At 59.5% G+C, this 26,326-nt stretch carries 22 protein-coding genes; 15 read left to right on the forward strand and 7 right to left on the reverse strand.

The genetic code is table 11. The features are described from left to right. Positions 1-40 precede the first annotated feature (40 nt). The 3 genes from coxB (at position 41) to MARLIPOL_RS10965 (ending at position 3,764) form a co-directional block, all read left to right on the forward strand. Positions 41-1,165 (forward strand): cytochrome c oxidase subunit II, encoded by a 1,125-nt coding sequence (gene coxB / locus MARLIPOL_RS10955; RefSeq protein ID WP_012138171.1) that lies wholly within the window; start codon positions 41-43, stop codon positions 1,163-1,165. Between the two features lie 53 nt (positions 1,166-1,218). Next, positions 1,219-2,805, forward strand: a complete 1,587-nt coding sequence (gene ctaD / locus MARLIPOL_RS10960) for a cytochrome c oxidase subunit I (protein ID WP_012138173.1) — start codon at positions 1,219-1,221, stop codon at positions 2,803-2,805. A 71-nt stretch (positions 2,806-2,876) separates the two neighbouring features. Next, positions 2,877-3,764, forward strand: coding sequence for a cytochrome c oxidase subunit 3 (locus tag MARLIPOL_RS10965; RefSeq protein WP_012138174.1), 888 nt, complete (start codon positions 2,877-2,879; stop codon positions 3,762-3,764). A gap of 9 nt (positions 3,765-3,773) precedes the next feature. Here MARLIPOL_RS10965 and MARLIPOL_RS10970 read toward each other — a convergent pair whose 3' ends face one another. Continuing rightward, complete coding sequence (locus tag MARLIPOL_RS10970) at positions 3,774-3,977, reverse strand: twin transmembrane helix small protein (RefSeq protein ID WP_012138175.1); 204 nt, start codon at positions 3,975-3,977, stop codon at positions 3,774-3,776. 50 nt (positions 3,978-4,027) lie between these two features. On the opposite strand from MARLIPOL_RS10970, the gene MARLIPOL_RS10975 reads away from it, so the two are divergent. The 7 genes from MARLIPOL_RS10975 to hrpB all read left to right on the forward strand — a co-directional run bounded on the left by MARLIPOL_RS10975 (position 4,028) and on the right by hrpB (position 12,391). After that, positions 4,028-4,768, forward strand: a complete 741-nt coding sequence (locus MARLIPOL_RS10975; RefSeq protein WP_012138177.1) for an SURF1 family protein — start codon at positions 4,028-4,030, stop codon at positions 4,766-4,768. Then, positions 4,749-5,396 (forward strand): hypothetical protein, encoded by a 648-nt coding sequence (locus MARLIPOL_RS10980; protein WP_228677609.1) that lies wholly within the window; start codon positions 4,749-4,751, stop codon positions 5,394-5,396. The genes MARLIPOL_RS10975 and MARLIPOL_RS10980 overlap by 20 nt, the downstream gene beginning before the upstream one ends. An 81-nt stretch (positions 5,397-5,477) precedes the next feature. Further along, positions 5,478-6,533 (forward strand): COX15/CtaA family protein, encoded by a 1,056-nt coding sequence (locus MARLIPOL_RS10985; RefSeq protein ID WP_036191450.1) that lies wholly within the window; start codon positions 5,478-5,480, stop codon positions 6,531-6,533. Then, positions 6,530-7,462, forward strand: coding sequence for a heme o synthase (gene cyoE, locus MARLIPOL_RS10990; protein ID WP_012138180.1), 933 nt, complete (start codon positions 6,530-6,532; stop codon positions 7,460-7,462). Before MARLIPOL_RS10985 ends, cyoE begins: the two co-directional genes overlap by 4 nt. Positions 7,463-7,484: 22 nt before the next feature. Next, positions 7,485-8,147, forward strand: coding sequence for an SCO family protein (locus MARLIPOL_RS10995; RefSeq protein WP_012138181.1), 663 nt, complete (start codon positions 7,485-7,487; stop codon positions 8,145-8,147). Between the two features lie 71 nt (positions 8,148-8,218). After that, positions 8,219-9,409, forward strand: a complete 1,191-nt coding sequence (locus MARLIPOL_RS11000) for a YbfB/YjiJ family MFS transporter (RefSeq protein WP_012138182.1) — start codon at positions 8,219-8,221, stop codon at positions 9,407-9,409. 504 nt (positions 9,410-9,913) lie between these two features. After that, the gene (hrpB, locus tag MARLIPOL_RS11005; RefSeq protein WP_012138183.1) at positions 9,914-12,391 is read left to right on the forward strand and encodes an ATP-dependent helicase HrpB; all 2,478 of its coding nucleotides are present in this window, start codon (positions 9,914-9,916) and stop codon (positions 12,389-12,391) included. On the opposite strand, the gene MARLIPOL_RS11010 is transcribed toward hrpB, so the two are convergent. After that, positions 12,345-13,190, reverse strand: a complete 846-nt coding sequence (locus tag MARLIPOL_RS11010) for a translation initiation factor eIF-2B (protein ID WP_012138184.1) — start codon at positions 13,188-13,190, stop codon at positions 12,345-12,347. The two genes, hrpB and MARLIPOL_RS11010, sit on opposite strands and share 47 nt — an antisense overlap. A gap of 149 nt (positions 13,191-13,339) precedes the next feature. Between MARLIPOL_RS11010 and MARLIPOL_RS11015 the strand changes: the two genes are divergently transcribed. Both MARLIPOL_RS11015 and MARLIPOL_RS11020 read left to right on the forward strand, forming a co-directional pair. After that, positions 13,340-14,158 carry an ATP-grasp domain-containing protein gene (locus tag MARLIPOL_RS11015; RefSeq protein ID WP_012138185.1) on the forward strand — a complete coding sequence of 273 codons (819 nt, stop codon included), beginning with the start codon at positions 13,340-13,342 and terminating at the stop codon, positions 14,156-14,158. A 158-nt stretch (positions 14,159-14,316) separates the two neighbouring features. Continuing rightward, positions 14,317-15,492 carry a type III PLP-dependent enzyme gene (locus MARLIPOL_RS11020; RefSeq protein ID WP_012138186.1) on the forward strand — a complete coding sequence of 392 codons (1,176 nt, stop codon included), beginning with the start codon at positions 14,317-14,319 and terminating at the stop codon, positions 15,490-15,492. Between the two features lie 139 nt (positions 15,493-15,631). Here MARLIPOL_RS11020 and MARLIPOL_RS11025 read toward each other — a convergent pair whose 3' ends face one another. From MARLIPOL_RS11025 to MARLIPOL_RS11040, 4 genes are read right to left on the reverse strand one after another with little or no spacing between them, the layout of a single operon-like run. Next, positions 15,632-16,831, reverse strand: a complete 1,200-nt coding sequence (locus tag MARLIPOL_RS11025; protein ID WP_012138187.1) for an MFS transporter — start codon at positions 16,829-16,831, stop codon at positions 15,632-15,634. Between the two features lie 10 nt (positions 16,832-16,841). Next, positions 16,842-17,237, reverse strand: coding sequence for an ectoine synthase (locus tag MARLIPOL_RS11030; protein WP_012138188.1), 396 nt, complete (start codon positions 17,235-17,237; stop codon positions 16,842-16,844). A gap of 50 nt (positions 17,238-17,287) precedes the next feature. Then, positions 17,288-18,718 (reverse strand): GTPase/DUF3482 domain-containing protein, encoded by a 1,431-nt coding sequence (locus tag MARLIPOL_RS11035; RefSeq protein WP_012138189.1) that lies wholly within the window; start codon positions 18,716-18,718, stop codon positions 17,288-17,290. A gap of 2 nt (positions 18,719-18,720) precedes the next feature. Next, positions 18,721-20,124, reverse strand: coding sequence for a DUF2868 domain-containing protein (locus MARLIPOL_RS11040; RefSeq protein WP_012138190.1), 1,404 nt, complete (start codon positions 20,122-20,124; stop codon positions 18,721-18,723). A gap of 83 nt (positions 20,125-20,207) precedes the next feature. On the opposite strand from MARLIPOL_RS11040, the gene MARLIPOL_RS11045 reads away from it, so the two are divergent. Further along, positions 20,208-20,570: a DUF6164 family protein gene (locus tag MARLIPOL_RS11045; RefSeq protein WP_012138191.1), complete on the forward strand. Its 363-nt coding sequence runs from the start codon at positions 20,208-20,210 to the stop codon at positions 20,568-20,570. Here the strand turns inward: MARLIPOL_RS11045 and MARLIPOL_RS11050 are convergent. Then, entirely contained in the window at positions 20,567-21,472 is a 906-nt protein-coding gene (locus MARLIPOL_RS11050; RefSeq protein ID WP_012138192.1) for an alpha/beta hydrolase, read from the reverse strand. The two genes, MARLIPOL_RS11045 and MARLIPOL_RS11050, sit on opposite strands and share 4 nt — an antisense overlap. 319 nt (positions 21,473-21,791) lie before the next feature. Here MARLIPOL_RS11050 and MARLIPOL_RS11055 point away from each other — a divergent pair, with 319 nt between their 5' ends. Both MARLIPOL_RS11055 and MARLIPOL_RS11060 read left to right on the forward strand, forming a co-directional pair. Further along, a complete protein-coding gene (locus MARLIPOL_RS11055; protein WP_012138193.1) occupies positions 21,792-23,123 on the forward strand; it encodes an outer membrane protein transport protein in 1,332 nt (443 codons plus the stop codon). A gap of 13 nt (positions 23,124-23,136) precedes the next feature. After that, a complete protein-coding gene (locus tag MARLIPOL_RS11060) occupies positions 23,137-26,259 on the forward strand; it encodes an Ig-like domain-containing protein (RefSeq protein ID WP_012138194.1) in 3,123 nt (1,040 codons plus the stop codon). Positions 26,260-26,326: the final 67 nt, after the last annotated feature.

The raw sequence follows: 26,326 nt of genomic DNA on the forward strand, positions 1-26,326 counted from the left end.
CGCAAAATCCGACAAGAATAACACTCTGTGGAGACACAGTATGCGCGTGCACGCTAAGCGGGCAGGTGCCCTTTTGGGCGGCCTTTTGTTCCCCGCCTGGTCCATGGCGGACTGGACATTGAACATGGCTCCCGGGGTAACCGGCACCAGTAACGAAATTTTCAGCCTTCACATGACCATCCTCTGGATATGCGTTGTCATTGGCATCGTGGTTTTCGGGGTGATGTTCTGGTCTATCTTCGCCCACCGCAAGTCCCAGGGGCACAAACCGGCGAACTTCCATGAAAACACGGTGGTGGAAATCCTCTGGACCATCATTCCCTTCGTAATTCTTGTGATTATGGCCATTCCGGCAACGGCGACTCTGGTGGATATGTATGACACCGCCGAGTCGGACGTGGACATCAAGGTGACTGGCTACCAGTGGCGCTGGAAGTACGACTACCTCGACGAGGAGTTTGGTTACTTCTCCAACCTGGCGACCAGCAAGGATGAGATCTACAACCGGCTGGACAAGAGTGAGAATTACCTGCTGGACGTGGATAACCCGTTGGTGATTCCTGTTGGCAAGAAGGTGCGTCTGCTGGTGACAGCAAACGATGTTATCCATTCCTGGTGGGTACCGGCTTTTGGTGTCAAGAAAGATGCCATTCCCGGATTTATCAACGAAACCTGGACTCGGGTTGATGAGCCTGGCATCTATCGTGGCCAGTGCACGGAGCTGTGCGGTAAGGACCATGGTTTTATGCCGGTTGTGGTCAAGGCCGTACCCGAAGCTGAATACAATGAATGGGTCGCTGAACAGCAGGCCGCGGCCGAGCGTGAGCGCGAGCTGACCGAGAAGGACTGGACCCTGGAAGAGCTGATGGAACGTGGCGAACAAACCTATGCCACCACCTGTGCAGCGTGCCACCAGGCCGACGGTAGCGGTGCTCCTCCGGCCTTCCCGGCCCTGAAGGGTAGTCAGGTTGTACTTGAAGATATGGATGCCCACCTGGACATCGTGGTTAACGGTGTGTCCGGTACCGCCATGCAGGCGTTCGGTGGCCAGTTGAGTGAAGTGGACCTGGCCGCTGTTATTACCTATGAACGCAATGCCTGGGGTAATAACACCGGTGAGATGGTTACACCGAAGGAAGTATTCGAGTACAAGAACCAGGAATGATTCGCCAAATAACATCACCAGCCAGAATAACAAGGCGGTAACGGGGGTTTTTCATGAGTGCGGTTGCAGATACCCACGCCCAGGATCATCATCACCACGGCCCTGCCAAGGGCTTCAGCCGGTGGTTGCTGACGACCAATCACAAAGACATCGGGACCATGTACCTGATTTTCAGTTTCGCCATGTTCCTGCTTGGTGGAACCATGGCCATGGTGATCCGTGCTGAGCTGTTCCAGCCCGGCCTGCAGATTGTCGAGCCGGAATTTTTTAACCAGATGACCACCATGCATGGTCTGATCATGGTGTTCGGCGCGGTGATGCCAGCGTTTGTGGGCCTTGCCAACTGGATGCTGCCGTTGATGATCGGCGCGCCCGATATGGCCCTGCCTCGGATGAATAACTGGAGTTTCTGGTTGCTGCCGTGTGCCTTCCTGATCCTGGTATCCACCCTGTTCATGTCCGGCGGCGCTCCCAACTTCGGCTGGACCTTCTACGCGCCATTGTCGACGACCTATGGTCCGCCCAGCACGACCTTCTTCATCTTCGCGGTCCACATCATGGGGATATCCTCCATCATGGGCGCGATCAACGTCATTGCCACGATCCTGAACCTGCGGGCACCGGGCATGACTCTGATGAAGATGCCATTGTTTGTCTGGACCTGGCTGATTACCGCATTCCTGCTGATCGCCGTAATGCCGGTGCTGGCGGGCGTGGTCACCATGATGCTGATGGACATCAACTTCGGCACCAGCTTTTTTGATGCCTCTGGTGGTGGTGACCCGGTGCTGTTCCAGCATGTGTTCTGGTTCTTCGGGCACCCCGAGGTGTACATCATGATCCTGCCGGCGTTCGGGGCGGTATCGCACATCATTCCGGCTTTTTCCCGCAAACCGCTGTTCGGTTATGCGTCTATGGTATACGCGGTTGGTGCCATTGCCCTGCTGTCTTTCGTGGTCTGGGCTCACCATATGTTCACCGTTGGCATTCCCATCGCCGGTCAGCTGTTCTTTATGTACGCGACCATGTTGATTGCCGTACCCACCGGGGTGAAAGTGTTTAACTGGGTGGCCACCATGTTCCGCGGCGCCCTCAGTTTCGAGGCCCCGATGCTGTTCGCCGTGGCCTTTGTCATTCTGTTCACCATTGGCGGCTTCTCTGGCCTGATGCTGGCCATTGCCCCGGCTGACTTCCAGTACCATGACACCTACTTTGTGGTGGCTCACTTCCATTATGTGCTGGTGCCGGGTGCCATCTTTGGTATTTTCGCCTCGGCCTATTTCTGGCTGCCGAAGTGGACCGGCCACATGTACGACGAAACTCTGGCGAAGACTCACTTCTGGCTGTCGTTTATTGGTATGAACCTGGCGTTCTTCCCCATGCACTTCCTCGGGCTGGCGGGCATGCCGCGTCGTATTCCCGACTATGCCCTGCAGTTTGCCGATTTCAACATGGTATCCAGCATCGGGGCCTTTATGTTTGGCGCCACGCAGCTGTTGTTCCTGTTGATTGTGGTGAAGTGTGTGAAGGGGGGCGAGAAGGCTGCGGCCAAGCCCTGGGATGGAGCGGAAGGTCTGGAGTGGACGCTGCCGTCGCCGCCGCCCTACCACTCGTTCACGACACCACCGGAAGTGAAGTAGGACAGAGCCTGTCGGCAATTATCGGATCAGGAAAACAATAATCGATAACGGATAAGCCATCGGAGACTGTCATGGCGGAAAACCAGACGTATTACGTGCCCGAACAGAGTAAGTGGCCGATCATCGCTACGGTCGGTCTCGGGGTAACCCTGTACGGCGTTGCCTCGATCATGGTGAACGGCAAGCAGGGAGAGCCGACCACCGGATCCTGGATCCTGTTTTTTATTGGCGCCCTGATCATGGCTTATATGCTGTTCGGCTGGTTCGGGAGTGTGATCAAAGAAAGTCGGTCAGGCCTGTACAGCCCGCAAATGGATCGCTCCTTCCGTTGGGGGATGAGCTGGTTCATCTTCTCGGAAGTCATGTTCTTCGCCGCCTTCTTTGGCGCTTTGTTCTACACCCGGGTATTTGCGGTGCCCTGGTTGGGCGGGGAAGGTGACAGGGCCAGCAGTAACATGCTGTGGGAGGGGTTCCAGGCGACCTGGCCGCTGATCAATAACCCGGATCCTCAGGCCTTTCCCGGCCCCAAGGAAGTGATTGGCCCCTGGGGCCTGCCGCTGATCAATACGATCCTGCTGGTCACCTCCTCATTCACAGTTACGGTGGCACACCATGCCCTGAAGGAAGGTCACCGACAGAAAATCAAGATCTGGCTTGGCGCCACCATTGCCCTGGCACTCCTGTTCGTGTTCGTTCAGGGCTATGAATACGCTCACGCTTACGCGGATCTGGATCTCACGCTTCGGTCCGGCATCTACGGCAGTACGTTCTTTATGCTCACCGGTTTCCATGGTGCCCACGTCATACTGGGAACGCTGATGCTGAGCATTATGCTGATCCGGATTATCAAAGGGCATTTCACCGCTGACCAGCACTTCGGATTCGAGGCGGCAGCCTGGTATTGGCACTTTGTCGACGTGGTCTGGCTGTGCCTGTTTGTCTTCGTGTATGTGATCTGAGGTGGTATATCAGGGAGTCGGGTTCAGCACCAGGCTCCCTTGCCAGAGGGAAATTACAATCACCAGCAGCAGTAGCACACTCAATGCCACCCGCACCGCCAGTGAGTTCACCACCCGGTTGGTTTTGCCGCCGTCCTTGATCAGAAAAAACAGCCCGCTGAAAAGACTAGCGACGACAGCCAGCATGAGTATGACAACAACAGCTTTCAGCATGAGATTTCCTGTTTCTGATGGTGTTTATTCTGAGGTCACTATAGCAGAGCATGCCTGATACCGGGTCGTCCACACGTCGCCAGTGGCAGTTCGACTGGCGGATACTGTTGTTTGCCGGGGTGTTTCTGCCGTTACTCGTCAGCCTGGGTATCTGGCAGCTTGAGCGGGCCGAAGAAAAAGAGCAGCAGTTGTTGCAGTGGGAGCAGCAGGCAGAGACCCTGAGCTGGCCCCGACAGGAGGCCCGCGGGTTGAGTAACGGTCGTCCGGTTACGCTCCTGGGTCGGTACAGTGACCTGACCTGGCTGCTGGACAACCGGACACGGGATGGCGTTCCCGGCTATGAAGTGTTGACGGTGTTCTATCCGGATGAAGGATCAGCGGTGGTCGTCAATCGTGGCTGGATCCAGGCGCCGAGGACCCGTGACCGCTTGCCCCGGATTGATGTTCCCGACGGGGTGCTTGAAATTCGCGGGCGCCTGGCGGAGTTCCCGGAACCTCCGGTGCTCGCCGATAGCGAAACACTGGACAGCGGCTGGCCACGGCGGGTTCAGGCCCTGCCACGCGCGCAGGCTGTGGCGCAGGAGTCGACCCTGGCTGCAAAGGTGATCAGACTTTCCGACAGCGAACAGCCCGGTGCCTACCGGGCTGACTGGGAACCGGACCTGATGGGTCCACAGACACATTACGGATATGCATTTCAGTGGTTTTCACTGGCCATCGCACTGGTTATATTGACGGTGGTAGCGAGTTACCGAAAGACAGGAGCCAATAATGACAACGACAATGGCTAACAGGGAATCCGATCAGCAATCCGGAGGCCCCACGCCCGAACAGGTTCGCCGTGGCCGACGTACAGCCCTGTTGCTGTTCGCCATTGGCTTCGGCCCCATGGTGTTTGCCACCATCATGTACTACACCGGTTGGCTCAATCCGGCTGGTCACACCAACAATGGCGAACTGATACAACCCGTGTTACCGATTGCCGAACTCCAGCTGCAAACCGCTGATGGCCAACCGCTGGCCAATCGGTTTGGTCCTCAGCGGGCCAACGCCGAATGGATGATGATGGTCGTGGCTGGCCAGTGCACCGAAGAGTGCGAAAACCTGCTTTACCTTGCCAGACAGGTCAACATTGCCCTTGGCAAGAACGCCGACCGGGTGTCCAGAGCCGCCTATATCGCGAATGTACCTGCCGGACTGGAGGCCCGTTGGAGCGATGAGTACAGCGGCATGGAACGACTGCAGTCACGGGGTGATCAGGCTCCGGCCTGGCCGGCCGGAGTTCAGCCCGATCGCGAGCCGCGCATCCTGCTGGTTGACCCATTCGGTAATGTGATGATGCATTACGGCAATGAGCACACCGGCAAGGACATGCTCAAAGACCTCAAGCACCTGATGAAAATTTCCCAGATTGGTTAATCGGATGCCCGGAGGACGCTGCTCTTGATCCAGACTCAGACCACCCGATTATCGCTCTCCATAGCTGACCGTGCCCGCATCATGGAGCGCTGGTCACTGTTTGCCGCGCTACTGGCGGTAGTGGGCATCATGCTGGGTGCCTGGACCCGGCTGGTGGATGCCGGGCTGGGTTGCCCGGACTGGCCTGGCTGCTATGGTTTCCTGTCGGTACCGCAGAGTAGCGAGAGCATTGCAGTTGCCAATGCCCGTTTTCCGGAGACACCGGTGGATGTGGCCAAGGGCTGGCCGGAGATGATCCACCGCTATGCGGCAGGCACCCTGGGGCTGGTGGTGTTTGGACTGGCGGCCTTTGCTGTTCGCCATCGTCGGGAAGGCCTGCCGGTCAAGTTGCCATTGTTTATTGCCGGCTTTATCGTTCTCCAGGGGGCGTTCGGCATGTGGACCGTGACCCTCAAACTGTGGCCTCAGGTGGTCGCGCTGCACTTATTGGGAGGCTTTACCACACTGAGTGCACTCACTCTGCTGACGCTTCGCTTACGGGCGAGACACAAGACACCGTCCGAGCGCAATTCGATGCCAGGACTGAGCCATTTCCGTCCATGGCTCTACGGTGGCCTGGGCCTGGTTATCCTGCAAATCGCTTTGGGGGCCTGGACTGCGTCCAACTATGCAGCAGTCGCATGTCCGGAGCTGCCCACCTGCCAGGGTGAATGGTGGCCGGCCGATATGGATTTCCAACACGGTTTCGATATTACCCAGCATGTCGGCCCCAACTATCTGGGGGGGCAACTGACCGCGGATGGACGAGTGGCCATTCACGTCACCCATCGTCTGGGCGCATTGATACTGCTAGGCTACTTTACCGTGCTACTCGGGCTGATGTGGCGGCGGGTTCGCCAGACCGGGATGGCCAGGCACGTACAACTGGTTGTCCTTGTGCTGGCCGCCCAGATTACCCTGGGGATCATCAATGTAGCCTTCCATATTCCACTCTCTGTTGCCGTGGCCCATAACGCCATGGGCGCAGGCCTGTTGCTGTCAGTGATCAACCTGCTGTGGCGCCTGCACGAACAACCGCAAACGCACGCGGCAAACAGCCAAAACACAACAACAATTAACCGAGAGGTGACGGCATGAGCGAGCATGTGAAAACACTGCCGGCCCACAGCGCTGGGAATCACGCAGAGACGCAGACAGAGGCCTCCATTTCCTGGCGGGATTTCCTGGAGCTGACCAAGCCCCGGGTCGTAGCGCTGATGATCCTGACCTCGGTGATCGGCATGTTGCTGGCGGCCCCCGGTGTCCCGGGCTGGGAAGTGTTGGTCTACGGTAACCTCGGTATTGCGCTGCTTGCTGGCGCCGCGGCGGTGGTCAACCATGTGGTTGATCAGAAGATCGACACGGTGATGGCGCGCACTCGCAAGCGCCCGGTGGCGACGGGGAAAATCAGCCCGGTCGACGCCATGGTTTTCGCGACGCTGCTGGCAGCGGCTGGTATGGGCATCCTGGTATGGCAGGTCAATGCCCTGACGGCGTGGCTGACCCTCGCCTCCCTGGTGGGGTACGCCGGTGTCTACACCCTGTTCCTCAAGCGGGCCACACCCCAGAACATAGTGATCGGCGGCCTCGCGGGCGCCATGCCGCCGCTACTGGGGTGGACCGCCGTTACCGGTCAGGTCGAGGGCCATGCCCTGTTGCTGGTGCTGATCATCTTCGCCTGGACACCACCGCATTTCTGGGCCCTGGCCATCCACCGCAAAGAAGAGTATGCCAAGGCCGGCATTCCCATGTTGCCGGTCACCCACGGCAACAAATACACCGAACTGCATATCGTGCTCTACACGTTCATGCTGTTGGCGGTCAGCCTGTTGCCGTTCGTTACCGGTATGTCTGGTGGCATTTACCTGGTGGGAGCTCTGGCGTTGGGCCTGCGTTTCCTGCAATATTCCATCCGTTTGCTGCGGGGGGATGATCGTCGTGTTGCCCTCAAGACCTTCAAATATTCCATCACCTACCTGATGGTGCTGTTTGTGGTATTGCTGGTGGACCACTTCGTATTTTTCTGAGCAGCCGTTTGATGGAGCCTGCATGAACCGCTCGATTCGCCTGACCCTGATTATCCTGCTGCTGGTAGTGATATTGATATTCGGTCTGGTGGTCGGGCGGCAAATGTACCTGGCCGGAGATCGGGCGCCTGCACCGGCTCCCGAACTCGCCGAGCTCAACACCTACGTCTACGATCAGGGCCGACCCTTGCCGGAATTCGTGTTGCTTGATGAGAACGGTGACACGGTTACCCGTGACGATCTGAAGGGGCACTGGACCTTCGCCTTTGTGGGCTACACCAGTTGTCCTGATGTCTGCCCTGCCGCCATGGCAAATTTCAGACGCACTGATAACCTGATACCGGACGACCTGCCCCAGCCTGATTACCTGCTGGTGAGTGCGGACCCCGAACGCGATACGCCCGAACAGTTGAAGCGGTATCTGGGTTTTTTCGGCACAAACTTCCACGGCCTGACAGGGGACTTGGAAACTTTGCGGGCGATTGCCAAAAGCCTCAACGCCGTCTTCGTTCACCGGGAAGTTGACGGTGAACTACTCGTTGATCACAGCGGCCATTTTGCCTTACTGAACCCCGATGGCGAGATGATCGCGGTGTTCCAGCCACCACACAATCCCGAAGACCTGGCCGAGGCCTTTGAGCGAATCTATGAGTGGGCCAGGGCCAACCACGCACGGGCAAGTTAATAACGCCTGATACCCCTGACTTCGTGACAGTTGTGGCTTAAACTGCGCCCCTTTTTCCAGGGATGTCTGCCATGTCCGTATCTCGCCAGAGCTGCACGTCACGTCAGGAACTGTTTACAGTCCTTGCTGCCGGTGCAGTGGTTCTTCTTGTCGTCCATGGTCTGGGCCGGTTCATCTACACACCGCTGTTACCCTACCTGGTGGATGACGGCCAGTTCGGTGCCGCAGAAGGCGCCGCCGTTGCGACCTGGAACTATCTTGGTTATCTGATGGGCGCCATGGTGGCGATTCGCTGGCATCGCATCGATCAGATTCGCACCTTGCTACCGGTCTCGCTGGCGCTGCACGTTGCCACGACACTGGTGATTACCCAGACCGATCACCTCACTGTTATCTCCGGTGCCCGCTGGCTCAATGGCGTCGCCAATGGCATCGTGTTCGTGCAGGCGCCGGCGTTGATCCTGGAATGGCTGGTGTTACGCAATCGCGCATCCATGAGTGGACTGGTCTACATCGGGGTTGGTCTTGGCCTGCTCCTGTCCAGTGGCCTGGTCACCGGCAGCGCCGACTGGCTCGAGGGCGCCGAGCGCTGGTGGCCCGCCGCCCTGATATCAATTCCCCTTGCCTGGTGGGGCGCGGCACGCCTGATGAAACTGGACGTACCGGTTCGCCAGCAGGAAAACAACAATCACCCCGTCACCACCAGCCCCCTGTTCGACCGCGCCAGCATCCCGCTGTTTCTGTCCTACGCCGGCGCTGGCCTTGGTTACATCCTGCCAATGACCTTCCTGCCGTTGCTGGCGAAAGTGGAATTGTCAGCTGGCCACTGGTTGCTGAACGGTACCTGGCTGATCGTCGCGCTGGCCACCATTCCCGGCCCCTGGATATGGAACAAACTGGGCGCCCGAATCGGCGACCTGCCGGCCCTCAAACTGAACTTCCTGATCCAGCTGATCGGTGTCCTGGCCGCTATCGTTCTGCCCAGCGAGATTGGCTTGATCCTCTGCGCCGCCCTGGTCGGCGGCACTTTCCTCGGCACCGTGCTACTGACCCAGCGCATCGGCCGCGCCCTCCATCCCCACCAGGGGCCCCGACTCTCCGCGGCCATGGTGGCACTCTATGGCTTCACCCAGATGGTCGGCCCCTGGCTGACCAAGCAGTGGCTGGATGGCGGCGGCACCCTGGTCAATGCGTTCGGCATTGGTGTGGCGGCTCTGGTCTTTGGGCTGGTATTTGTGTTTTTTGTGCCTCGGTCGGAGTAGGGAGTTTGGGTTCTTTTCAGGATTGAGGATTTTGGGGATTGATCGGGGTGGAGGGGGTATTTTTTCTTGGAAATGGAACTCGCTTCGCTCAGACACCCATGTTCCGGCGGAAAAATACCCCCTCCACCCCGCTCTAGCTGACCATGCCGATGTCGCTGGTTAGAGACAAAACGAAAAGATCGTTCGGAGCATTTTGCTTCCTGGTAGGTACCGTTGTCGGATTACGCTTTGCTAATCCGACCTACGCGGGAACATGCACACATGTAGGTCGGATTAGGCGCAGCCGTAATCCGACAAAGCAGGCTCGAAAAGCCTCTTCCGGCCAAACCCAAGCCTAACCATGGTATGTTGAAAACGACAACTGGAGTTACAGCTGGGTATGGGGGTGGTATCTATTTTTTGGCGGACAAAGGTGTCTGAGCGAAGCGAGTTCTTTTCCGCCAAAAAATAGATACCACCCCCGTGCCCTCCCCCAAACATCACAGTCCTGAACCAAGCCCAACCATGCTCCCGATAGACCAAATCCTCCCCAAGTTGACCCAAACCCTGGCGAACTCCACCACCGCCCTGTTACAGGCCCCACCAGGTGCGGGCAAAACCACCCGTGTACCCCTGGCATTGCTGGAAGCCCCCTGGCGGGAGGGCCGCAGGATCCTGATGCTGGAACCAAGGCGGCTGGCGGCTCGGTCGGCGGCAAGGTTCATGGCCGGACAGCTCGGGGAGAAGCCGGGGCAGACCGTTGGGTATCGCACGCGGTTGGATACCCGGGTGTCGTCGCAAACCCGCATTGAGGTCGTGACCGAGGGCATCCTGACGCGGCTGATTCAGAGCGACCCGATGCTGGAAGACTACGCCGCCGTGTTGTTCGATGAATTCCATGAACGGTCCTTGCAGGCAGATCTGGGACTGGCGCTGGTGCGGGAGTCCCAGCAAGCGTTGCGGGAGGACCTGCGGGTGCTGGTGATGTCGGCGACGCTGGACACCGCGCCCCTGGCCAGGGTCTTGGGGGACGTGCCGGTGATCACCAGTGAAGGGCGGGCGTTCGACGTGGATGTGCTGTATCGACCGTCTCCACGGAACGCGCGGGTTGCGGATCAGGTTACCGCCGTTATCCATGAAGCCCTGCGGGATCAGAGCGGTTCGTTACTGGTGTTCCTGCCCGGAGCCGGTGAGATCCGGCGCGTGGAACAACAGCTGCGGGGTCAGGATCCGGAGCAGGTAGTGATTGCACCGCTGTACGGCAATCTCAAATCCGACGAGCAGGACCGGGCGATTGCACCGGCTGCAGAGGGACAACGCAAAGTGGTGCTGGCCACGGCGATTGCCGAGACCAGCCTGACCATTGATGGTATTCGTGTGGTGATCGACAGTGGTCAGCAAAGGCGGGCCGTATTCGACCCGAACAGCGGCATGACCCGGCTGGTGACCGGGCGGGTATCGAAGGCGTCTGCCGAACAGCGAAAGGGCCGCGCCGGGAGGCTGGAGCCCGGGGTGTGTTACCGGCTGTGGAGTGAATCCGAGCAGTTCGGCCTGGCGGATTTCACGCCGCCGGAAATACAGGAAGCGGACCTGGCACCCCTGGTGCTGGAACTGGCCCAGTGGGGCGCGCGTTCCCCGGAACAACTGGAGTGGATCGATCTGCCCCCTGCCGCACACTGGCAGCAGGCGGTGGAGTTGCTGCAATGGCTGGACATGCTCGATGCCGACGGCGCCATTACTGAGCACGGCAAGGCTGCCCGGGAGATGGGGGTTCATCCCCGGCTGGCACACATGATTCTTCTAGGCCGCAACATCGGCCATGGCTATCTTGCCGCGGAACTGGCGGCGCTGCTGGAAGAGCGGGACCTGGCCGCGCGATCGGCGGGAGCGGACATGCAGGAGCGGGTTCGGATTCTTCGGGGTCAGGGCACTCGCCATGGTATTGATATCGCCAGGGTGAAAGCCATTGGCAAGTCGGTCTCGCGGCTGGCGGGTGGTCTGGACCGGCCAGCCGAATTGCCCACCGATGACGAAGTGGGGCGCTTGCTGGCGCTGGCCTACCCGGACCGGGTGGCCCGTAAACGGCGTGGCGATGCTCCGCGTTATCAGCTCAGCAATGGCCGTGGTGCTCTGCTCCGGGACGACGACCGGCTGGCCCGTCATCAGTGGCTGGCCACGGCAGAGCTTGATGGCAAGGCCCGGGAAGCGACAATCTACCTTGCCGCGCCGGTTGATCCGGCGCTGCTGGCACAGGATCTGGCCGGTCATGTCCAGGAACTGGACGAGGCAATCTGGGACGACAGCCGGGGAACCGTGGTGGCACGCCGTGTCAGAAAACTCGGACAGGTGGTACTGGAGGAAACGGCCTTGCCGGCTCCGCCCCCAGAACTGTTGCAGCAGGGTCTGCTGGCAGCCGTGCGTAAAAAGGGACTCAACAGCCTGCCGTGGACACCGGCGGCGAACCAGTGGCTGGCCCGGGTCGCCCTGCTGGTGCGTTATTTTCCCGGTGACTGGCCCGACGTCAGCGAGCGTTGGTTGCTGGAGCACCTGGAAACCTGGCTGGCGCCATTCCTGGCGGGAATGAACCGCTGGCGTGATCTGGAGAAGCTTGATCTGAAACAGGCCCTGTCCAGCCTGTTGGAATACCCGCAACAGCAGGCGCTGGAGGAATTGGCGCCAACACGCCTGACTATACCCACAGGCCAGTCGGTGACGCTGGACTATACGGCGGAAAATGGTCCCGTGTTGGCGGCCAAGCTGCAGGCCTTGTTCGGATGGACGGAAACCCCGCGAGTGGCCGGTGGCCGGGTGCCCGTTGTTATCCATCTGCTTTCCCCCGCCCAGCGCCCCCTGGCCGTCACCGCGGATCTTGCCAGCTTCTGGCAGAATGCCTATCCCGACGTTCGCAAGGATATGCGCGGGCGCTATCCCAAACACCCCTGGCCCGAAGACCCGCTTATTGCTGAGGCGAGTCAGGGCACGAAAAAACGCCCTGCTCGCTGACCCGGCCTGTGACCAGAGATTCGGGGATTGTCTCGAAATAGATGTTCCGGGGGGTAATCCAGTCACCCTCCGGCGCACCTAATTCGCTGGCCGGCATTTCTTCCAGAGTGACGTTTTCGCTGGTCTGATCGCTGTGCCGGAAACTGTCCGCAAGCACCCATAACGGCTTTTTGTGGGCGCGGGCGGCCAGGGCGAGGAGTCGGGTCCCGCTCTTGTTGATGAAATGCCCATCCGCCAGCCAGGTATCACAACCGGTGATCACCACATCCGCCTGCGGGACAAACAACCCGATCTGGGCATCGGTAATCAGCGTCACCGGAACCTTCATATCGTTCAGAGCGACGGCCAAAGAGTGCCCCTCGTGGCCGGGGCTGCTCTGGGTACAGATCACGGAAAAGCCGTGTTGTTCATGGGCCAGTAAACGAAGAAGCCCGAGCACTGCGGAGCTGGCACTGTGAGTCATAACCACTGCATTGGTCGGAATCAGTGGGTGCGCGTGCCGTGCTATGGCTGAACTGGCGTTTTCCAGTTCGCAGGTAACCCGGGTTATCGCAGCCAGTGGTGTCTCCCCACCAGCCAATCGTGACGCCACTCTTGCCAGGGCATTGGCAATCACAATCATACTGGGCCGGGCGTTGCGAAGCTCGCTTAGCAAGGGTGTCAGGTCGCCAGGTTTGACCTCCTCTACATACCGAGAGAGACCCTTGAGGGTCTTCAGCGCCAGCGTTGTTGCTCCAGATTTGTAATCCTTCCGGAGCATGCGAAGAAGTTCCATGGCTCTGTCATCGAAACCTGACATGGCTGCCCCCCTTTCACTGAACCTGTTCAAGAGTAACAGGGCCTTCGTTGATTTGGGTAAGACGGGTGACTTGGTGGGAATCAAACCTATTGCGCCGAACCCAAAGCTGTATAAAATGCGATCACCTCACCGGAGCACACAAACTCACAATGAAACTGGTTTCTTTCGATATTTTTCGCACCCTGGGCTTTCCCAATACCAGCACCCTGAAGCCTGAACAATTTCTGCAACACAAGGAGCTCCTGAGAGAGTCGGACTGGGTATTGTTTCCGGAATACTGGCAATTGAACGCCCTGGTTCATGGCTTGAAATGCCGGGTGTTTCCAAGCATTGCCAGCTATCGAATTGGCCACGACAAGGTGGAGATGACCCGGGCATTTCAGACCGTTGCGCCGGAGCACACGCCGTGGACCATGATCGAAGCCAACGGCCCGCAGGAGCGGGAACTGATCTGGGAAGCGATGGTGCATCCCTTTGTGGCCAAGCTGCCGAAAGCCAGCATGGGCGAAGGGGTCTGGCTGATTGAAAACCGGGAAGACTGGCACCGCTATTGTGAACGGACCGATGTGCTTTACGCACAGGAATACCTGCCGCTGGATCGGGACGCGCGGGTAGTGGTTGTCGGCGACCGGGTGTTGACCGCCTACTGGAGAACTCAGGCAGATCAGGGGTTTTACAATAATGTCGCCCGGGGCGGCCGTATTGATACCAGCCCTGTACCTTCGGTGATGACGGATCTGGCGTTGCGTCTGGCGAAGGAGCTGGAGGTCGATCACGCCGGCTTCGACATCGCGCTGGTTGAGGGGTACCCCTATGTCCTTGAGTTCAATCGGTTGTTTGGCAACCAGGGACTGGGACAGGGCCGCGAGTTGCAGCAGGCCATTCTCGACTATTTGCATTGCCAGACCGAGCCAAAAGATCCCGATGGCCCAACGGATCCGACACCGCTTTGGCCCATAGCCGTTTAGCCCCATAACGAGTAGGGAAAGGCTGCCCGGTTATGGGTAGATATGCGCATATCCGGCTCAGAAAAAAAGCCCGATGATCGCGCCAATCCGGGGAGCTGCAGCCAGGCTGTAGCGCCCCTTTTTTATGCCTGTTTGCCCGCTGGAGGGAAACACCATCCATGACCGAGTCTGCCAACGCCCACATCGCCGATTATTACGACGCCGAGACCTTTGCCCGTATCAAGGCTTTTGCCGATACCAAGGAAACCCCATGCGTGGTGATCGACACCGCCACCATTGACCGTCAGTACAACGAACTGGTGGAAGGTTTTCCGTACGCCAACGTTTACTATGCGGTCAAGGCCAATCCGGCGCCGCAGATTCTGACCATGCTGCGTGACAAGGGGGCCAGTTTTGACATCGCCTCTGTGTATGAACTGGACAAGGTCATGGCGCTGGGTGTGACCGGTGATCGCATCAGCTACGGCAACACCATCAAGAAGGCGCGGGACATCCGCACTTTTTACGAGAAAGGCGTGCGCCTGTTCGCCACCGATTCCGAAGCTGACCTGCGCAATATTTCCAAGGCTGCCCCAGGCTCAAAGGTGTATGTGCGTATCCTGACCGAAGGCACGCTGACGGCGGACTGGCCGTTGTCCCGCAAGTTTGGCTGCCAGACCGACATGGCCATGGACCTGCTGATTTTGGCCCGTGATCTGGGCCTGGTGCCCTACGGTGTGTCTTTCCACGTGGGTTCCCAGCAACGGGAGATCGGCGCCTGGGATGCCGCTCTGGGTAAGGTTAAGGTGATTTTCGAGCGCCTGAAGGAAGAAGACGGCATCGAACTGAAGATGATCAATATGGGCGGAGGCTTCCCGGCTAACTACATTACCCGCACCAACGAGCTGAAAGTGTATGCGGAAGAAATCGCTCGATTCCTGCAGGAAGATTTTGGTGACAATCTGCCTGAGATTATCATTGAGCCGGGCCGTTCGCTGATATCCAACGCCGGAGTTCTGGTCAGTGAAGTCGTGCTGATTTCCCGTAAATCACGGACCGCCCTGCACCGCTGGGTCTATACCGATGTGGGCAAGTTTTCGGGACTGATCGAGACCCTCGACGAGTCCATCAAGTTCCCGATCTGGACGGAAAAATCCGGTGAAGGCGAAGACTGTGTCATCGCCGGGCCGACCTGCGACAGTGCGGATATCATGTATGAGCATCACAAGTATCCGCTGCCTTTGAATCTGGCGATTGGCGACCGGATGTACTGGCTCTCTACGGGTGCCTATACGACGACCTACAGTGCGGTGGAGTTCAACGGTTTTCCTCCGCTAAAAGACTATTACATCTAGTTGGGAGTCGGGCCGCGGGGCGGGGTGTCTTTTCCTCTGGGAAAAATAACTCGCTTTGCTCAGACATTTTTTTCCCGGCGGAAAAGACACCCCGCCCCACGGCCTTTCAGCCTTTGGTGTGGGAGTCATTGTGAAAGGATCAGCCTACGGGCTGGTCCTTTTTTCGTTTCAGGTCCAGGGTGAAGGCCAGGGGGAGGACCAGGACGCTGTAGGCGACGATGGTGAGGATGGCGTGGCGGGCATCGCCGGTCCAGTCGGCCAGCAGGCCACCGAGCATCGGAACGGAGAAGGCCATGGTGTAGCCGACCAGGAAGGTGCCGGCGGAGAGGCGGCCGGTTTCCTGTGACGATGTGACCAACGGTGGTACCGCGACCAGCAGGATTAGCAGGATGCCGGCAGTGAGGCTCATAAGGGTGGCGCTGGCGATGGTCCACCAGCCGGTGAAGGTGATGGCGCCCAGGGTGCCGATGATGCTGAGCAAGGCAGTAATGATGATCGCGGAGCGGCGGCCTACCCAGATTCTGGCCATCTTGAGCATGATCAGGGAGGCGAAGACCTGGGCGATGTTGTACCAGAACAGGGCGTCGGCGAGTTTGTTGAACTGTCCTTGCTGTTCCAGCAGGTTACCCATGTAGGCGTTGAGGCCAAAGAACATGGAGCCGGAAAGGCCAAGGAGGAGACCGACTCGCAGGGTCAGCGGATTGCTCCAGTCCGGTAACCAGGCGACTTTGCCCACCGGTTTTGCCCGGTCTCTTTTGGGCAGGTACAGGGCAGCGGCGATCAGAAGGGCCGGCAATGACCAGGCAAGGAGCGTGGCACGCCAACTGTTGTCCAGCAGCGGCATCAGCACGGGTAAGGTAATTCCCGCCCCAATAAATTCGCCCATCAGCATACCATTCATGTAGATGGCAGAACCCAGGGCCAGGTGGTGGGGCTCCAGCCAGCGCGGCAGCAGTGCGGGCAGGGCCGGTTGCATCATGGCGACGCCCAGGCCCATGACGGCGCTGGCGAGCATCAGGGTGAAGGTGTCCGGTACCAGGCCACGCCCGGCGGAGCCAATGACCATGATCAGCATCGCCAGCGCCAGGGTATTACGCGGACCGATACGGGCGATGGCCAGGGAGCCGGGCATGGAGCCGATGGCCAGCATCAGGATCGGCAAGGTGGTCAGCGCGCCGGTCAGTGTCTGGGACAGGGCCAGTTCGTCACCGATGAAGGGTGCCAGCGGCGGTGCGACGAGTATCGGTATGCGCAGGTAGACGCCGGCGAGCCAAAGCAACACCGCCACCGGAAGCAGCGTTGCCTGCGGTGGCGGTGTGGTGGCGCGGGGATCAGCCACGGAGTGCGGCTTAGTCTTCGCCGGTATCCGGCAGGTAGGCGCCGTCCTCGTCATGCACTTCGCGACCGGTAACTGGCGGGTTGAAGGCACAGATCAGGCGCATGTCTTCGGTGCCGCCACGGAGCGTATGCTGGTCGTGCTTGTCGAGTGCGTACAGCGTGCCGTCGGTGATTTCGTGGGTTTCACCGGTGGCCTTGTCCAGAATGCTGCCATTACCGGCAACGCAATAAACGGCTTCCAGGTGATGTTTGTACCAGAGGTTGAGCTCTGCGCCGGCGGGGATGATGGTCTCGTGGAAGGAGAAACCCATGCCATCCTTTTTCAGCAGCATGCGACGGCTGGTCCAGCCCGGGCCGCTGACTTCGCGCTCGGTACCGATGATGTCTTGCACTCGTACGATTTTCATTCGCATTCCTCATTTTGTGATGGAATAGCCCTACAGTATAAACATCCCGGTCAGGTCCGGTTCAACCGCCAATCGTCGTAAACCGTCATCGCCTGCTCGATGGCGGCGGCAAAGACAACCCGCTGACGGTCGTCGGGTGTCCTGCGTTTGCGGCACCGGTTGAAGACTCTCTGGATGTCCTGCCGGCTTTTACGGTCCAGGTTTTCCAGCCAGTGACTATCTGCTGGTGCGAGATCAAGCTGATCGCGGCCGGCATGGTTGCGGTGGCTGATATGCCACCAGTGATCCACGGCCCGTCCCAATACAACATAGCCGAACTGACTGTCCTGTACAGGGCCGAAGGTGGCGGTTTTCAGCCCGTCCTGTAGAGCGCCGATCTTCAACGCCGGCAGCGCCAGCCGATCGCCATAGAAATAGCTGCCGGCGGCGCCGAGAATACCTCCCACCAGAGCACCGGTGCCCAGTGACGAACCGAAGGTGAGTGCGTCAATACCGGCACCACCAACGGCACCGGCCCCAAAGCCTGCGGTGGCCAGGTAACGTCGGCTGACAGCCCAGACACGGCGACTGTCCTCACTGAACAGGTCGTGATCGCTGTGCCACTCCAGTTCTGCCTCCTGACGCTGAATCCGCTTGTGCTGGTACAGGTGTTCAACGGAGACCCGAAGGGTCTGTTCACGACGACGTTGGTGCTGGTACCAACTTCGCCTGAGAGTATCCGCCAGGGCCCGCTCGTTGGTTTCCGTGGCCTGATTGGTCGTCAGGGTGCGCTTTTCCTGGTACGACATTATGTCTTCCAGGGCTTTGGCGATCAGTCGGGCGGCCTGGGTTTTCCGCTGCCTGCGCTGGTCCGCGAGAAAACCGGTGGCTTGATCCAGGGGCGACTCCCAGGCCGGTTCCAGTTGGCCGAAAGCCCTCAGGAGGCTGAGATGTTGCTCAAAATGTGCGCGAACAGCGTCAAACTTGCGAATAACCTGAAAGAACTGACCAAGCGCAGCCTGCCAGGCAGTGCTGTAGTCGTCCGGACCAATGCTGTTGATCAAGGCCAGGCTGGGGCGACCGGTCCAGCGCAGGATGGTCATTTCCGCTTCGTGTTCCGCGCTGTAGGGCACCGACCCGTCGACCACGTAGATGATGCCGGCCCCCTCGACCAGCGGAGCCAGCAGTTCGCACTCGTCAGTAAAGCGCGGGTCGTCGCGGTGTTGGGTCACGAAAGCGGCGACGGTTTCGGCGCGATCCGAGGCGGACACACTGTGGGCGTCCAGCCATTCCAGAACCCGCCTTGGGCGCTGGAAACCCGGGGTATCCACTAGGGTGTAGAGGGTTCTGCCGTCCACGGTTAACGGATAGGCCTGGCGCTGACGGGTGGTGCCGGGCTCCAGGGCAATGGCAATGGCATCGTTCTGGGACAGGGTCGCCACCACACTGGATTTGCCTTTGTTGGGGTGACCCACCACAGCAAAAACCGGGGCATTGTCCATGGCTACAGCTCCCCCTGACGATATGGATTCTGAGGAAACAATGGCGGAAGGCTGACGCAGGCGAAGTCGGTTCCCAATCGCTCGGTAAATCGCAGCCATTGTTGGACCTGGTGCGTGGGCGGCTCTTCCTGCCCGGAGGTGGTCAGCGGCACCACCGCCACGTGACTGGTGGGGGGCCATAGTTCGCGGGCGTGCTGGAGAAAATCCTGCAGTTCGCCGGTGGGGGGCTCCCAGCTGCGGGTCACCACAATGACCGCGGGCCGGGTGATGTGCGCAAGGTGATTGGCGGCTTTCTCCAGGGTAAGCGTGTCGTCCTGAAGCGAGGCCCGGCCACCGGCACGGAGCACCAGGGTGTCGGGTCCATTCAGGGCATCCGGCAGCTCCGGCTCTCCGGCGCCGGCCCAGCAGATAACGGTGTCACTTTCCGGAAGCGGCTTCAGTTGACTGTTGGTGGAGGTGTCCGGCTGGTGCTGGGCGTCGTTATGAGCGTTACCGGTTTCCAGTGCCGGCGTTTCCATCCGGTACTGCAATGCGGTCAGCCCCGGGTGACGGTTGAGCAGCCGTCTGGCCTTTAATTGCAGGTGTCCATTGGCGATGACCGCCAGTACCAGTCGTGGCAGCAGGACATAGAATGTCCACACCATGGCGACGAACGGCCACCAGTCACCCAGCCGTGCCGGATTGAGGGTGAGGTTGCCGGTCTGAGCCCGGAAGAAACGGGTGGTTTCCACCAGACTGGCGTCGGGCACCGCGCCAGGCCAGAGCCATTGCCAGGGGGCTGCAATGGTCTGGACCAGGCCGAGGAATCGGTGACTGTCAGTATTGAGCGTGGTGCTCCAGCCAAATGCCAGGTCCTGAACCACAACCATCACTAACAGCGTCAGCAAACCGCAGGTACCGAATGCCAGGCCACCGATATGAGCGGCCCTGGCCATGAGCTGTGGTTGGAGTTTACCCAGCGCCGCAGGCGACTTCTGGTCGGCAAATCGGGTCAGTAGTGGGCGCCAGGGCTGCCATCCGGCAAAGGCCTGGAGTGTGGTAAAGCCTGCCAGCAGGCACTGGAGAAAAACAAAGGCGAGGATTACGGTAACGTTGATGCGCTGGCCGCCCTCATAGAACAACAGGCCGAGCATGGTGAGGACCCCCAATGCACAGCCAGCGAGGATAAATCCCGTCATGATGCGTCGCCAGGTTCCGAGGGCGGCATCGGCAACAGACTCCCCTCCTTGCCCGCTCAGGCGTTCCAGGTGAGCCAGCCAGTGCCCTGGCGACGGAGTCATGTCGCGTTGTTGGCAATCCAGGGCGTATTTCCGGTCGCGTCGGTGCAGGAAAGCCGGAGGCTGCTCATGGTCTCGGCGTACTTTGTCGTCAAATTCCAGCAGCAGCCGGATGGCGGTGTCGGTCATTCAACATCCCGGTGGCAAGTTCGGTAGGGTATCCCTATGAATGCTAGGATATAGGGATTCCGGCCACCGATACCAGACATACCATGCCCCACCATCTGATGAATCTCCGCCACGTTCCCGATGACGAGGCGGATGAAATCCGCGAATTGTTCGCATCCCATGACGTTCGTTACTACGAAACCCCGCCCAGTCGCTGGGGGATCAGCATGGGGGGCTTCTGGGTTCACGACGATGACGAGGCCGCCCGGGCCCGGACTTTGCTGGAAGAGTATCAGCAACAGCGCCGGGCACGACAGCGGACGGAATACGAGCACGAGCTCGCGGCGGGCCGGGTCGGCGGCTTCTGGTTCCGGTTACGGCAAAAACCCGTACGAACGCTAGCCGCGTGCCTGGCCATCGTTGTCATCGCCGCCCTGAGCCTGCTGCCTTTCGTCAGAATCGGCTAGGACCCGCTGTCAGCAGAGAGGCTGTGCCGGCGCAGAAAGTCCGCCGCCCGATCCACCGCCTGTCCTGCGGTCAGGAAGCTGGTCAGGTGGCCACGAAGGTGCATCCGGTAGAGTTCATTGTCCACGCTGTTCGCATTCAGTGTCTGCTGCAGCCGTTTTGCCTGACTAAAAGGCACCAACATATCCATGCCGCCATGGAACAGGAAAAACGGGGGAGCAGAGGGGGTGACATGGGTCACCGGTGATGCCTGCCGGTAGATGTCGGGTATCTCCTGCTGTTCTCCTCCCAGGAACTGCTTGATCAATCTGCCGGAATCAAACGCTTCCAGATCAGCCGGTATGCCACCGGCGACGACGGCCGTGGGACGAGTTGCGTCACCGCCGTAAGGGTCGTTCAACGGGCTGTCGGAACTGGCGACCAGCGCCATCAGCGACACCAGGTGAGCGCCGGATGAGAAGCCGAAGGCACTGATGGCCGAGCGGTCCAGTCCGTATTCGCTGCTGTGTCTGTGAAGCCAGTGCATTGCCATCTGCACGTCGTGGAGTTGTGCGGGGAAGGTGTGCTCCGGCGCAAAGCGATAATCGACGTTCATTACCGCGAATCCCCGACTGGCCAGGTCCCTGGCAATCCACGCCATATCCTTGCGAGAGCGCCGTTCCCATCCACCGCCATGCACCAGTAACACGGTGGCATGTTTGCCGTTGGTTTCCGGAAGGTAGAGGTCGGCGTAAAGAGTCTGCGGCCAATCCTCGGGGGTATAGGCAATATCGTCGAGCATGCGGAAATCGGTGTGGGGGTGATCCGGCGTGGATGCTGGTGCGCCGGAGTGAGTGGCGCAGCCCCACAGGCTGCTCAGCATCAACAGCATGATGGTTACCCGGTAGCGGAATGGGATGGACATTATGAGCTCCCGAAGGGGTGAGTCCAGATTGGATTATCAAGCTTTTACGGTCCACGACAGCGATCGGATGCATTACAGGTCTGTGATTTTTCTCACATTTTACCGGGTTAACTGGCGACATGTCGGAAACTGAATTTCTGAAAATTCAGTGAAACCAGTCAGTTGGCATGTGTCGCATTTGTGATGACCCGGTTGCCAGGATGTTCGGGTCGACCCTGCCAATCTGAACAGGAAACGGAGCCTTTAGGGTTCCGCCCCACGAACGACTCGGGCTTACCGCTCGGAGAACCAATTCCCGCGTGTCAAAAGGAACTTAGCCATGTCGTACATGATCCGCCGATCCGTACTTTTTTCCCGCCTTGTTTTCGCCACCAGCCTGGTGGGCGTTTCACCTCTGGTGAGTGCAAGTATGGGCAATATTGGATCGACCTATGGCGTGTTGCCGACGGATATAGCCTCCGCACAGGCTTTATCCATGTTTAACACTCAGGTGTCGGCCAATTTCTACAACCCCGCCTATCTGGCTTCGGACTCCCGTGGTGAACTGACCACCGGTTTGTTACATGCCCAGCCTGATCTGGAAGCCACAGGTAGCAACGGCACCTTCAGCTTTGAAAAGGAAAGTCAGCATGTCCTGATCGGTATGAAAACCGATCTCACGTCGATGTTTCGAAACGGCCCGCCGATCTACCTCGGGTTTATTGCCGGTGTGGAAAAGTACGGCAAGGAAATGCTGGCCTTTGGTTCGCAAACATCCAGCGAGGGGCAATTCCTGGAGTATGGCCGCCAGCCATTGTTCCTGAACATCGGTGCGGCTTCGAATGTGTGGCGAGGCGTCAGCGTTGGTGCCTCGGCTCGGGTCACGCTTCATGCAAGCGCGGAGCTGCGGGCCGTCAGTGATCTGGCGGGGAATACCGAAAAGGAAAAGCTGTCGGTCGACGCCCAACCCTCGGTTCGCCTGATCTATTCCACCAGTGTCGATCTGGGGCGCACCTTCTGCCAGGAAAGCCAGTGCCTGCTCAGTGGCTGGGAGGTGGCTGCGGTCTATCGCACCAGTTCGGATACCAATACCACGGTGGATTCGAGTGTGGTCATTCCCGGGTTGATACCGGCTTCCGCCCCCCTCGAATTCACCATCCGTACCTACGACTCCTACCAGCCCGAAACCCTGGCGCTGGGGTTGCAGTACAAGGGCGGCGGCTGGCGGATTGGCGGCAGCCTTGAGCAACAGAACTGGTCAGGCCTGAGTGACAAGTTCGAAGGAGATCAGATCAAGGATCAGGCAGAGGTGCGCTTTGATGACATTATTGTGCCCCGTATCGGCGGTGAGTATCAGTTCCACCCCAATTTTGCGCTGACTACCGGACTGGCCTATCAGGAATCTCCTCTTGGAGATGGCCTGACACCGGATGTGAACTATTACGACAGCGACCGATTTATTGTCGGGCTCGGCCTATCCGCGCAGTACGAGCAAACGCGTCTTCTGGCATACCCGGTCCGCCTGGACATCGGGTATCAGTTCCATCAATTGGATGATCGTGAGTTTGAGCTGAGCTCCACCGGTTCTGGTAACGAAACGGTGACCAACGGGCAGGTGACTGCCGGGGGCGAAGTCCATGTCATCGCCGGTTCCATCACGCTGAAATTCTGAACAGGAGGCATCCATGAACCTTTGGAAAGTCGGCTCACTGATGCTGGTTTCGGCCTTGCTGTCAGCATGCGGGGGAGAAAACTCCAGCATGCAGACACCAGGGCCTGCGCTCTCGTTGATATACAGCTACCCCGCCGACGGTCAGCGGGACGTTTCGCCCCGGGCCAGTCTGGTCCTGAGGTTTTCTCAGCCAGTGGATGAGCCTGAACTGGCACTGGAGGCCGGGGATGAGCGGATAGACCATAAGCTGACCCCGGTGGATGGTGGCCAGAGCTGGGTGATTCGCCCGGCTGCTGCCCTCAAACCGGCCACCACCTACAGTGTTCGTCTGCAGCGACCGGTCCGAACCGGTGATACTGCCATTGAGCAGCTGGGTAGTGATGGCAGCCTGGAGTTTCAGACCCGTGGGAGTTTCAGTGGTATCCCCTCACTCTCCGGCACGACGGCCGAATTCGGAGTCCAGGGCATGGTCCCTGACGGTGAGCATTATCCCCTGGTGGATTTTTCGACCCTCCGACTGTCGTTCAGTCAGCCTATTCATCCGGCGGGCGCCGTTTACGGGGAGTCGGTGAGGCTGGAAGACAGTGCCGGTAACCTGGTCCCCGCGCGGGTTCTGTCCGGAAAGCGGCACCTGGTGATAGACCCGATCGCCGCTACCGACGGCTCAGCATCGGATCTGAACCCCGGGGAAACCTACCGGCTGGTTGTCCGCGACTTGCCCAATGCCTATGGCGATCAGTTGGCCAATTATGAAACCACCCTCACCCCTCAGGACTCGGGCCCGGGGGAAATCCTCTACCAGGCGGCGGTTGCCAACTCGGATGCCCGGGACCTGCGCTCGGTACTGAACGGTGAGCCCATAAACGGCATTGCCCTGAGTTCGGTGTTGCTGGGAGATACTCCCACTTCCTACCAGACGGGCGAGATGTGGGCAGAGCTGGCCTATGCGCCGGACTACCCCGAAATGACACCGTTGCAGATCCCCGCCGGGACGTTACTGAGCAGCACCTCCCTGGATGTGAACGTCGGCGGCGTGGTGCCGTTGATGACCGACCGTGGCGTCCAGACAACGGGCGACATCCGGGTGACCACGATCTCCGATGCGGTGGGGTACCTGTACCGGAACCCATACTCCGATGCGGATGACGCGCCCCGGCATATCCGCCTGTTCATGGATGTCGCCATGAGCACCGAGGAAGCGCAACCGAATGCTGCGCTGTCCCAGACCATTCTTGGGCTGGAGCTGGTAGGAACCGCGATCATCAGGAACGGGACCCTGGAAATCGATGCCCTGAGCATGGTCGAACCGCGGCTGCTGGGGCTTGAGAATGCGGTGGCCTCACTGGCGTTCCGGATCGAAGCGGATACCCTGGATCGGGCCCAACAGAACGCGCCGGACCCATTCGTGGATACCCGGGGCCCCGAGCTGTTGAGCTGGATGCCCGATGAGGCCGGCAGCGGTCTGTACAACGCCCATCGGCCAGGGGATCCGATCACCCTGTATTTCGATGAACCGGTATCGCGCGAATCCCTCGCTGACGGGCTCCGGGTACTCGCCGACGGGAATCCCGTGGAGGCGCTGGACCTGTCCGTGGATGGAACCAGTGTGTCGGTGGCGCCTGCCGGCGGGCTTGTTCACGGTACGCATTACCAGATTCGGCTGACCTCGGGCCTCACCGACCTGGCAGGTAATGGCGCTGTGCCCGAGGAACTGTCGTTTGAGCTCCCGGTCCAGGCGGACCAGTCTGCGTCGTCCCCACTGGCGGTGGCGGTTTATCCCGGGTTTCCCTGCGTCACCAAGGGGCTGGATTTACTGAACGACCAGCATGGGCGTTGCGTTGGCGCCATTGATGGCAATGGCGTTGACTACAACCTGGATGACGAAAGCATGCCGGTGGTTTCACTGCCCGCTAACCGGCCCATTGCGGTGACGTTTTCCCAGTCCATGGATCCTGCGTCCATCCGCCTGAACGAAACTTTCACGGTGGAAAAGGTGACCGATCCGGGTGATGGCACCGGTGATAACGTCGAGGTTGCCCGGGAACCGGTGGCGGGCCGGCTTGAGATAACCGCGCGTAAGCTCTGGTTCTATCCGGAGCAACCATGGGAACAAGGGGCCCGGTACCGATATACCCTGTCTTCGGAGGCATCTGAATCCCCGGACTGCGATCTTGCCATCTGCTCTGTCGCTGGCCAGGCTCTGGAGACCGATGCGCTCGCCGGTTTGAGTCAATCGGGCGGTCCGGATATGACCATTTATTTCCGGGGCGGTGCGCCGTCCGATACGGTGCTGCTGCCCCTGAGAAACCTCCCGGTGCGGGATGTGAACGCCGACGGGGTGGTTCAGTGTGGCATCGTGGATGAGACGGACAGTGACGGTGTTGTTATTCGCAAAGTCTACGAGCGTGACTGCACAGAGCCACCCGAAGTGGCCCTGGATGACATGGGCCAGCCACTCACGCCACCCCAGGCTACCCGGGTCATCAGCCGGAACCGCGAAGAGGCCCGTGTTGGCTGTAACCGCGACCGTAAGGATATCTTCTCGCCCTGGATTGAAACCGAGTGTCCTGAGCTCAAGTTCATCTACATGACCGGAGCCCTGAACACCGAGGTTGTGGGTCCGGTGGATCCGGATGATCCTTCTGCGGGTGTGCGCATCCTGCTCCATCCCACCCTGCTGACCACCACGTCCCTGACAGTGAATGCCAAAGTGGGAACAGACCTGACCTGGGCAGAGACACCAACCGGTCCGCAGGTTATCCGCATGCGCTATGCAGAGGATGAAGAGGGAAATCGCACGCGTTTGATTCCGGGGGTTATCCGCACAGGTGAGGATGGTTTTCCGGTTTTCGAGACCGACGTTAAGACTTACCTGGATGCGCCGGATCTGGCCACCCCGCTGGACCTGCCCCACAACCTGCACAGTGTGCCTCTGGATCTGGACCTGGCGGGTGAAGTCCGATTCCTGGATGATGGTCGTCAGGTGATTGAGCAATACAATCAGGTGGCGCAAACTCTGGCGGTGGATGTCGGGGGAATTGTGGCCTTTGATCTGGAAATACCAGCCAACGGTCTGCATTTGAGTTACCTGTCATCCCCGGTCAAATCCATGATCGGGGTGAATTCGGGGCGCTGACCCCTCCAGCGACTCCGTCCAGTCGGGGCGGAGTCCGCCTGCTTGTTCGTATTTCCGGACAGTGTCT

The organism is Marinobacter lipolyticus SM19 (assembly GCF_000397065.2).
In the GTDB taxonomy this organism is placed as follows: Bacteria; Pseudomonadota; Gammaproteobacteria; order Pseudomonadales; family Oleiphilaceae; genus Marinobacter; species Marinobacter lipolyticus.

Bases quoted from the DNA above. Each gene is read 5' to 3' on its own strand.
- coxB (WP_012138171.1), top strand. From the start codon at position 41: ATGCGCGTGCACGCTAAGCGGGCAGGTGCCCTTTTGGGCGGCCTTTTG.
- ctaD (WP_012138173.1), top strand. From the start codon at position 1,219: ATGAGTGCGGTTGCAGATACCCACGCCCAGGATCATCATCACCACGGC.
- MARLIPOL_RS10965 (WP_012138174.1), top strand. From the start codon at position 2,877: ATGGCGGAAAACCAGACGTATTACGTGCCCGAACAGAGTAAGTGGCCG.
- MARLIPOL_RS10970 (WP_012138175.1), bottom strand. From the start codon at position 3,977: ATGCTGAAAGCTGTTGTTGTCATACTCATGCTGGCTGTCGTCGCTAGT.
- MARLIPOL_RS10975 (WP_012138177.1), top strand. From the start codon at position 4,028: ATGCCTGATACCGGGTCGTCCACACGTCGCCAGTGGCAGTTCGACTGG.
- MARLIPOL_RS10980 (WP_228677609.1), top strand. From the start codon at position 4,749: ATGACAACGACAATGGCTAACAGGGAATCCGATCAGCAATCCGGAGGC.
- MARLIPOL_RS10985 (WP_036191450.1), top strand. From the start codon at position 5,478: ATGGAGCGCTGGTCACTGTTTGCCGCGCTACTGGCGGTAGTGGGCATC.
- cyoE (WP_012138180.1), top strand. From the start codon at position 6,530: ATGAGCGAGCATGTGAAAACACTGCCGGCCCACAGCGCTGGGAATCAC.
- MARLIPOL_RS10995 (WP_012138181.1), top strand. From the start codon at position 7,485: ATGAACCGCTCGATTCGCCTGACCCTGATTATCCTGCTGCTGGTAGTG.
- MARLIPOL_RS11000 (WP_012138182.1), top strand. From the start codon at position 8,219: ATGTCCGTATCTCGCCAGAGCTGCACGTCACGTCAGGAACTGTTTACA.
- hrpB (WP_012138183.1), top strand. From the start codon at position 9,914: ATGCTCCCGATAGACCAAATCCTCCCCAAGTTGACCCAAACCCTGGCG.
- MARLIPOL_RS11010 (WP_012138184.1), bottom strand. From the start codon at position 13,190: ATGTCAGGTTTCGATGACAGAGCCATGGAACTTCTTCGCATGCTCCGG.
- MARLIPOL_RS11015 (WP_012138185.1), top strand. From the start codon at position 13,340: ATGAAACTGGTTTCTTTCGATATTTTTCGCACCCTGGGCTTTCCCAAT.
- MARLIPOL_RS11020 (WP_012138186.1), top strand. From the start codon at position 14,317: ATGACCGAGTCTGCCAACGCCCACATCGCCGATTATTACGACGCCGAG.
- MARLIPOL_RS11030 (WP_012138188.1), bottom strand. From the start codon at position 17,237: ATGAAAATCGTACGAGTGCAAGACATCATCGGTACCGAGCGCGAAGTC.
- MARLIPOL_RS11035 (WP_012138189.1), bottom strand. From the start codon at position 18,718: ATGGACAATGCCCCGGTTTTTGCTGTGGTGGGTCACCCCAACAAAGGC.
- MARLIPOL_RS11040 (WP_012138190.1), bottom strand. From the start codon at position 20,124: ATGACCGACACCGCCATCCGGCTGCTGCTGGAATTTGACGACAAAGTA.
- MARLIPOL_RS11045 (WP_012138191.1), top strand. From the start codon at position 20,208: ATGCCCCACCATCTGATGAATCTCCGCCACGTTCCCGATGACGAGGCG.
- MARLIPOL_RS11050 (WP_012138192.1), bottom strand. From the start codon at position 21,472: ATGTCCATCCCATTCCGCTACCGGGTAACCATCATGCTGTTGATGCTG.
- MARLIPOL_RS11055 (WP_012138193.1), top strand. From the start codon at position 21,792: ATGTCGTACATGATCCGCCGATCCGTACTTTTTTCCCGCCTTGTTTTC.
- MARLIPOL_RS11060 (WP_012138194.1), top strand. From the start codon at position 23,137: ATGAACCTTTGGAAAGTCGGCTCACTGATGCTGGTTTCGGCCTTGCTG.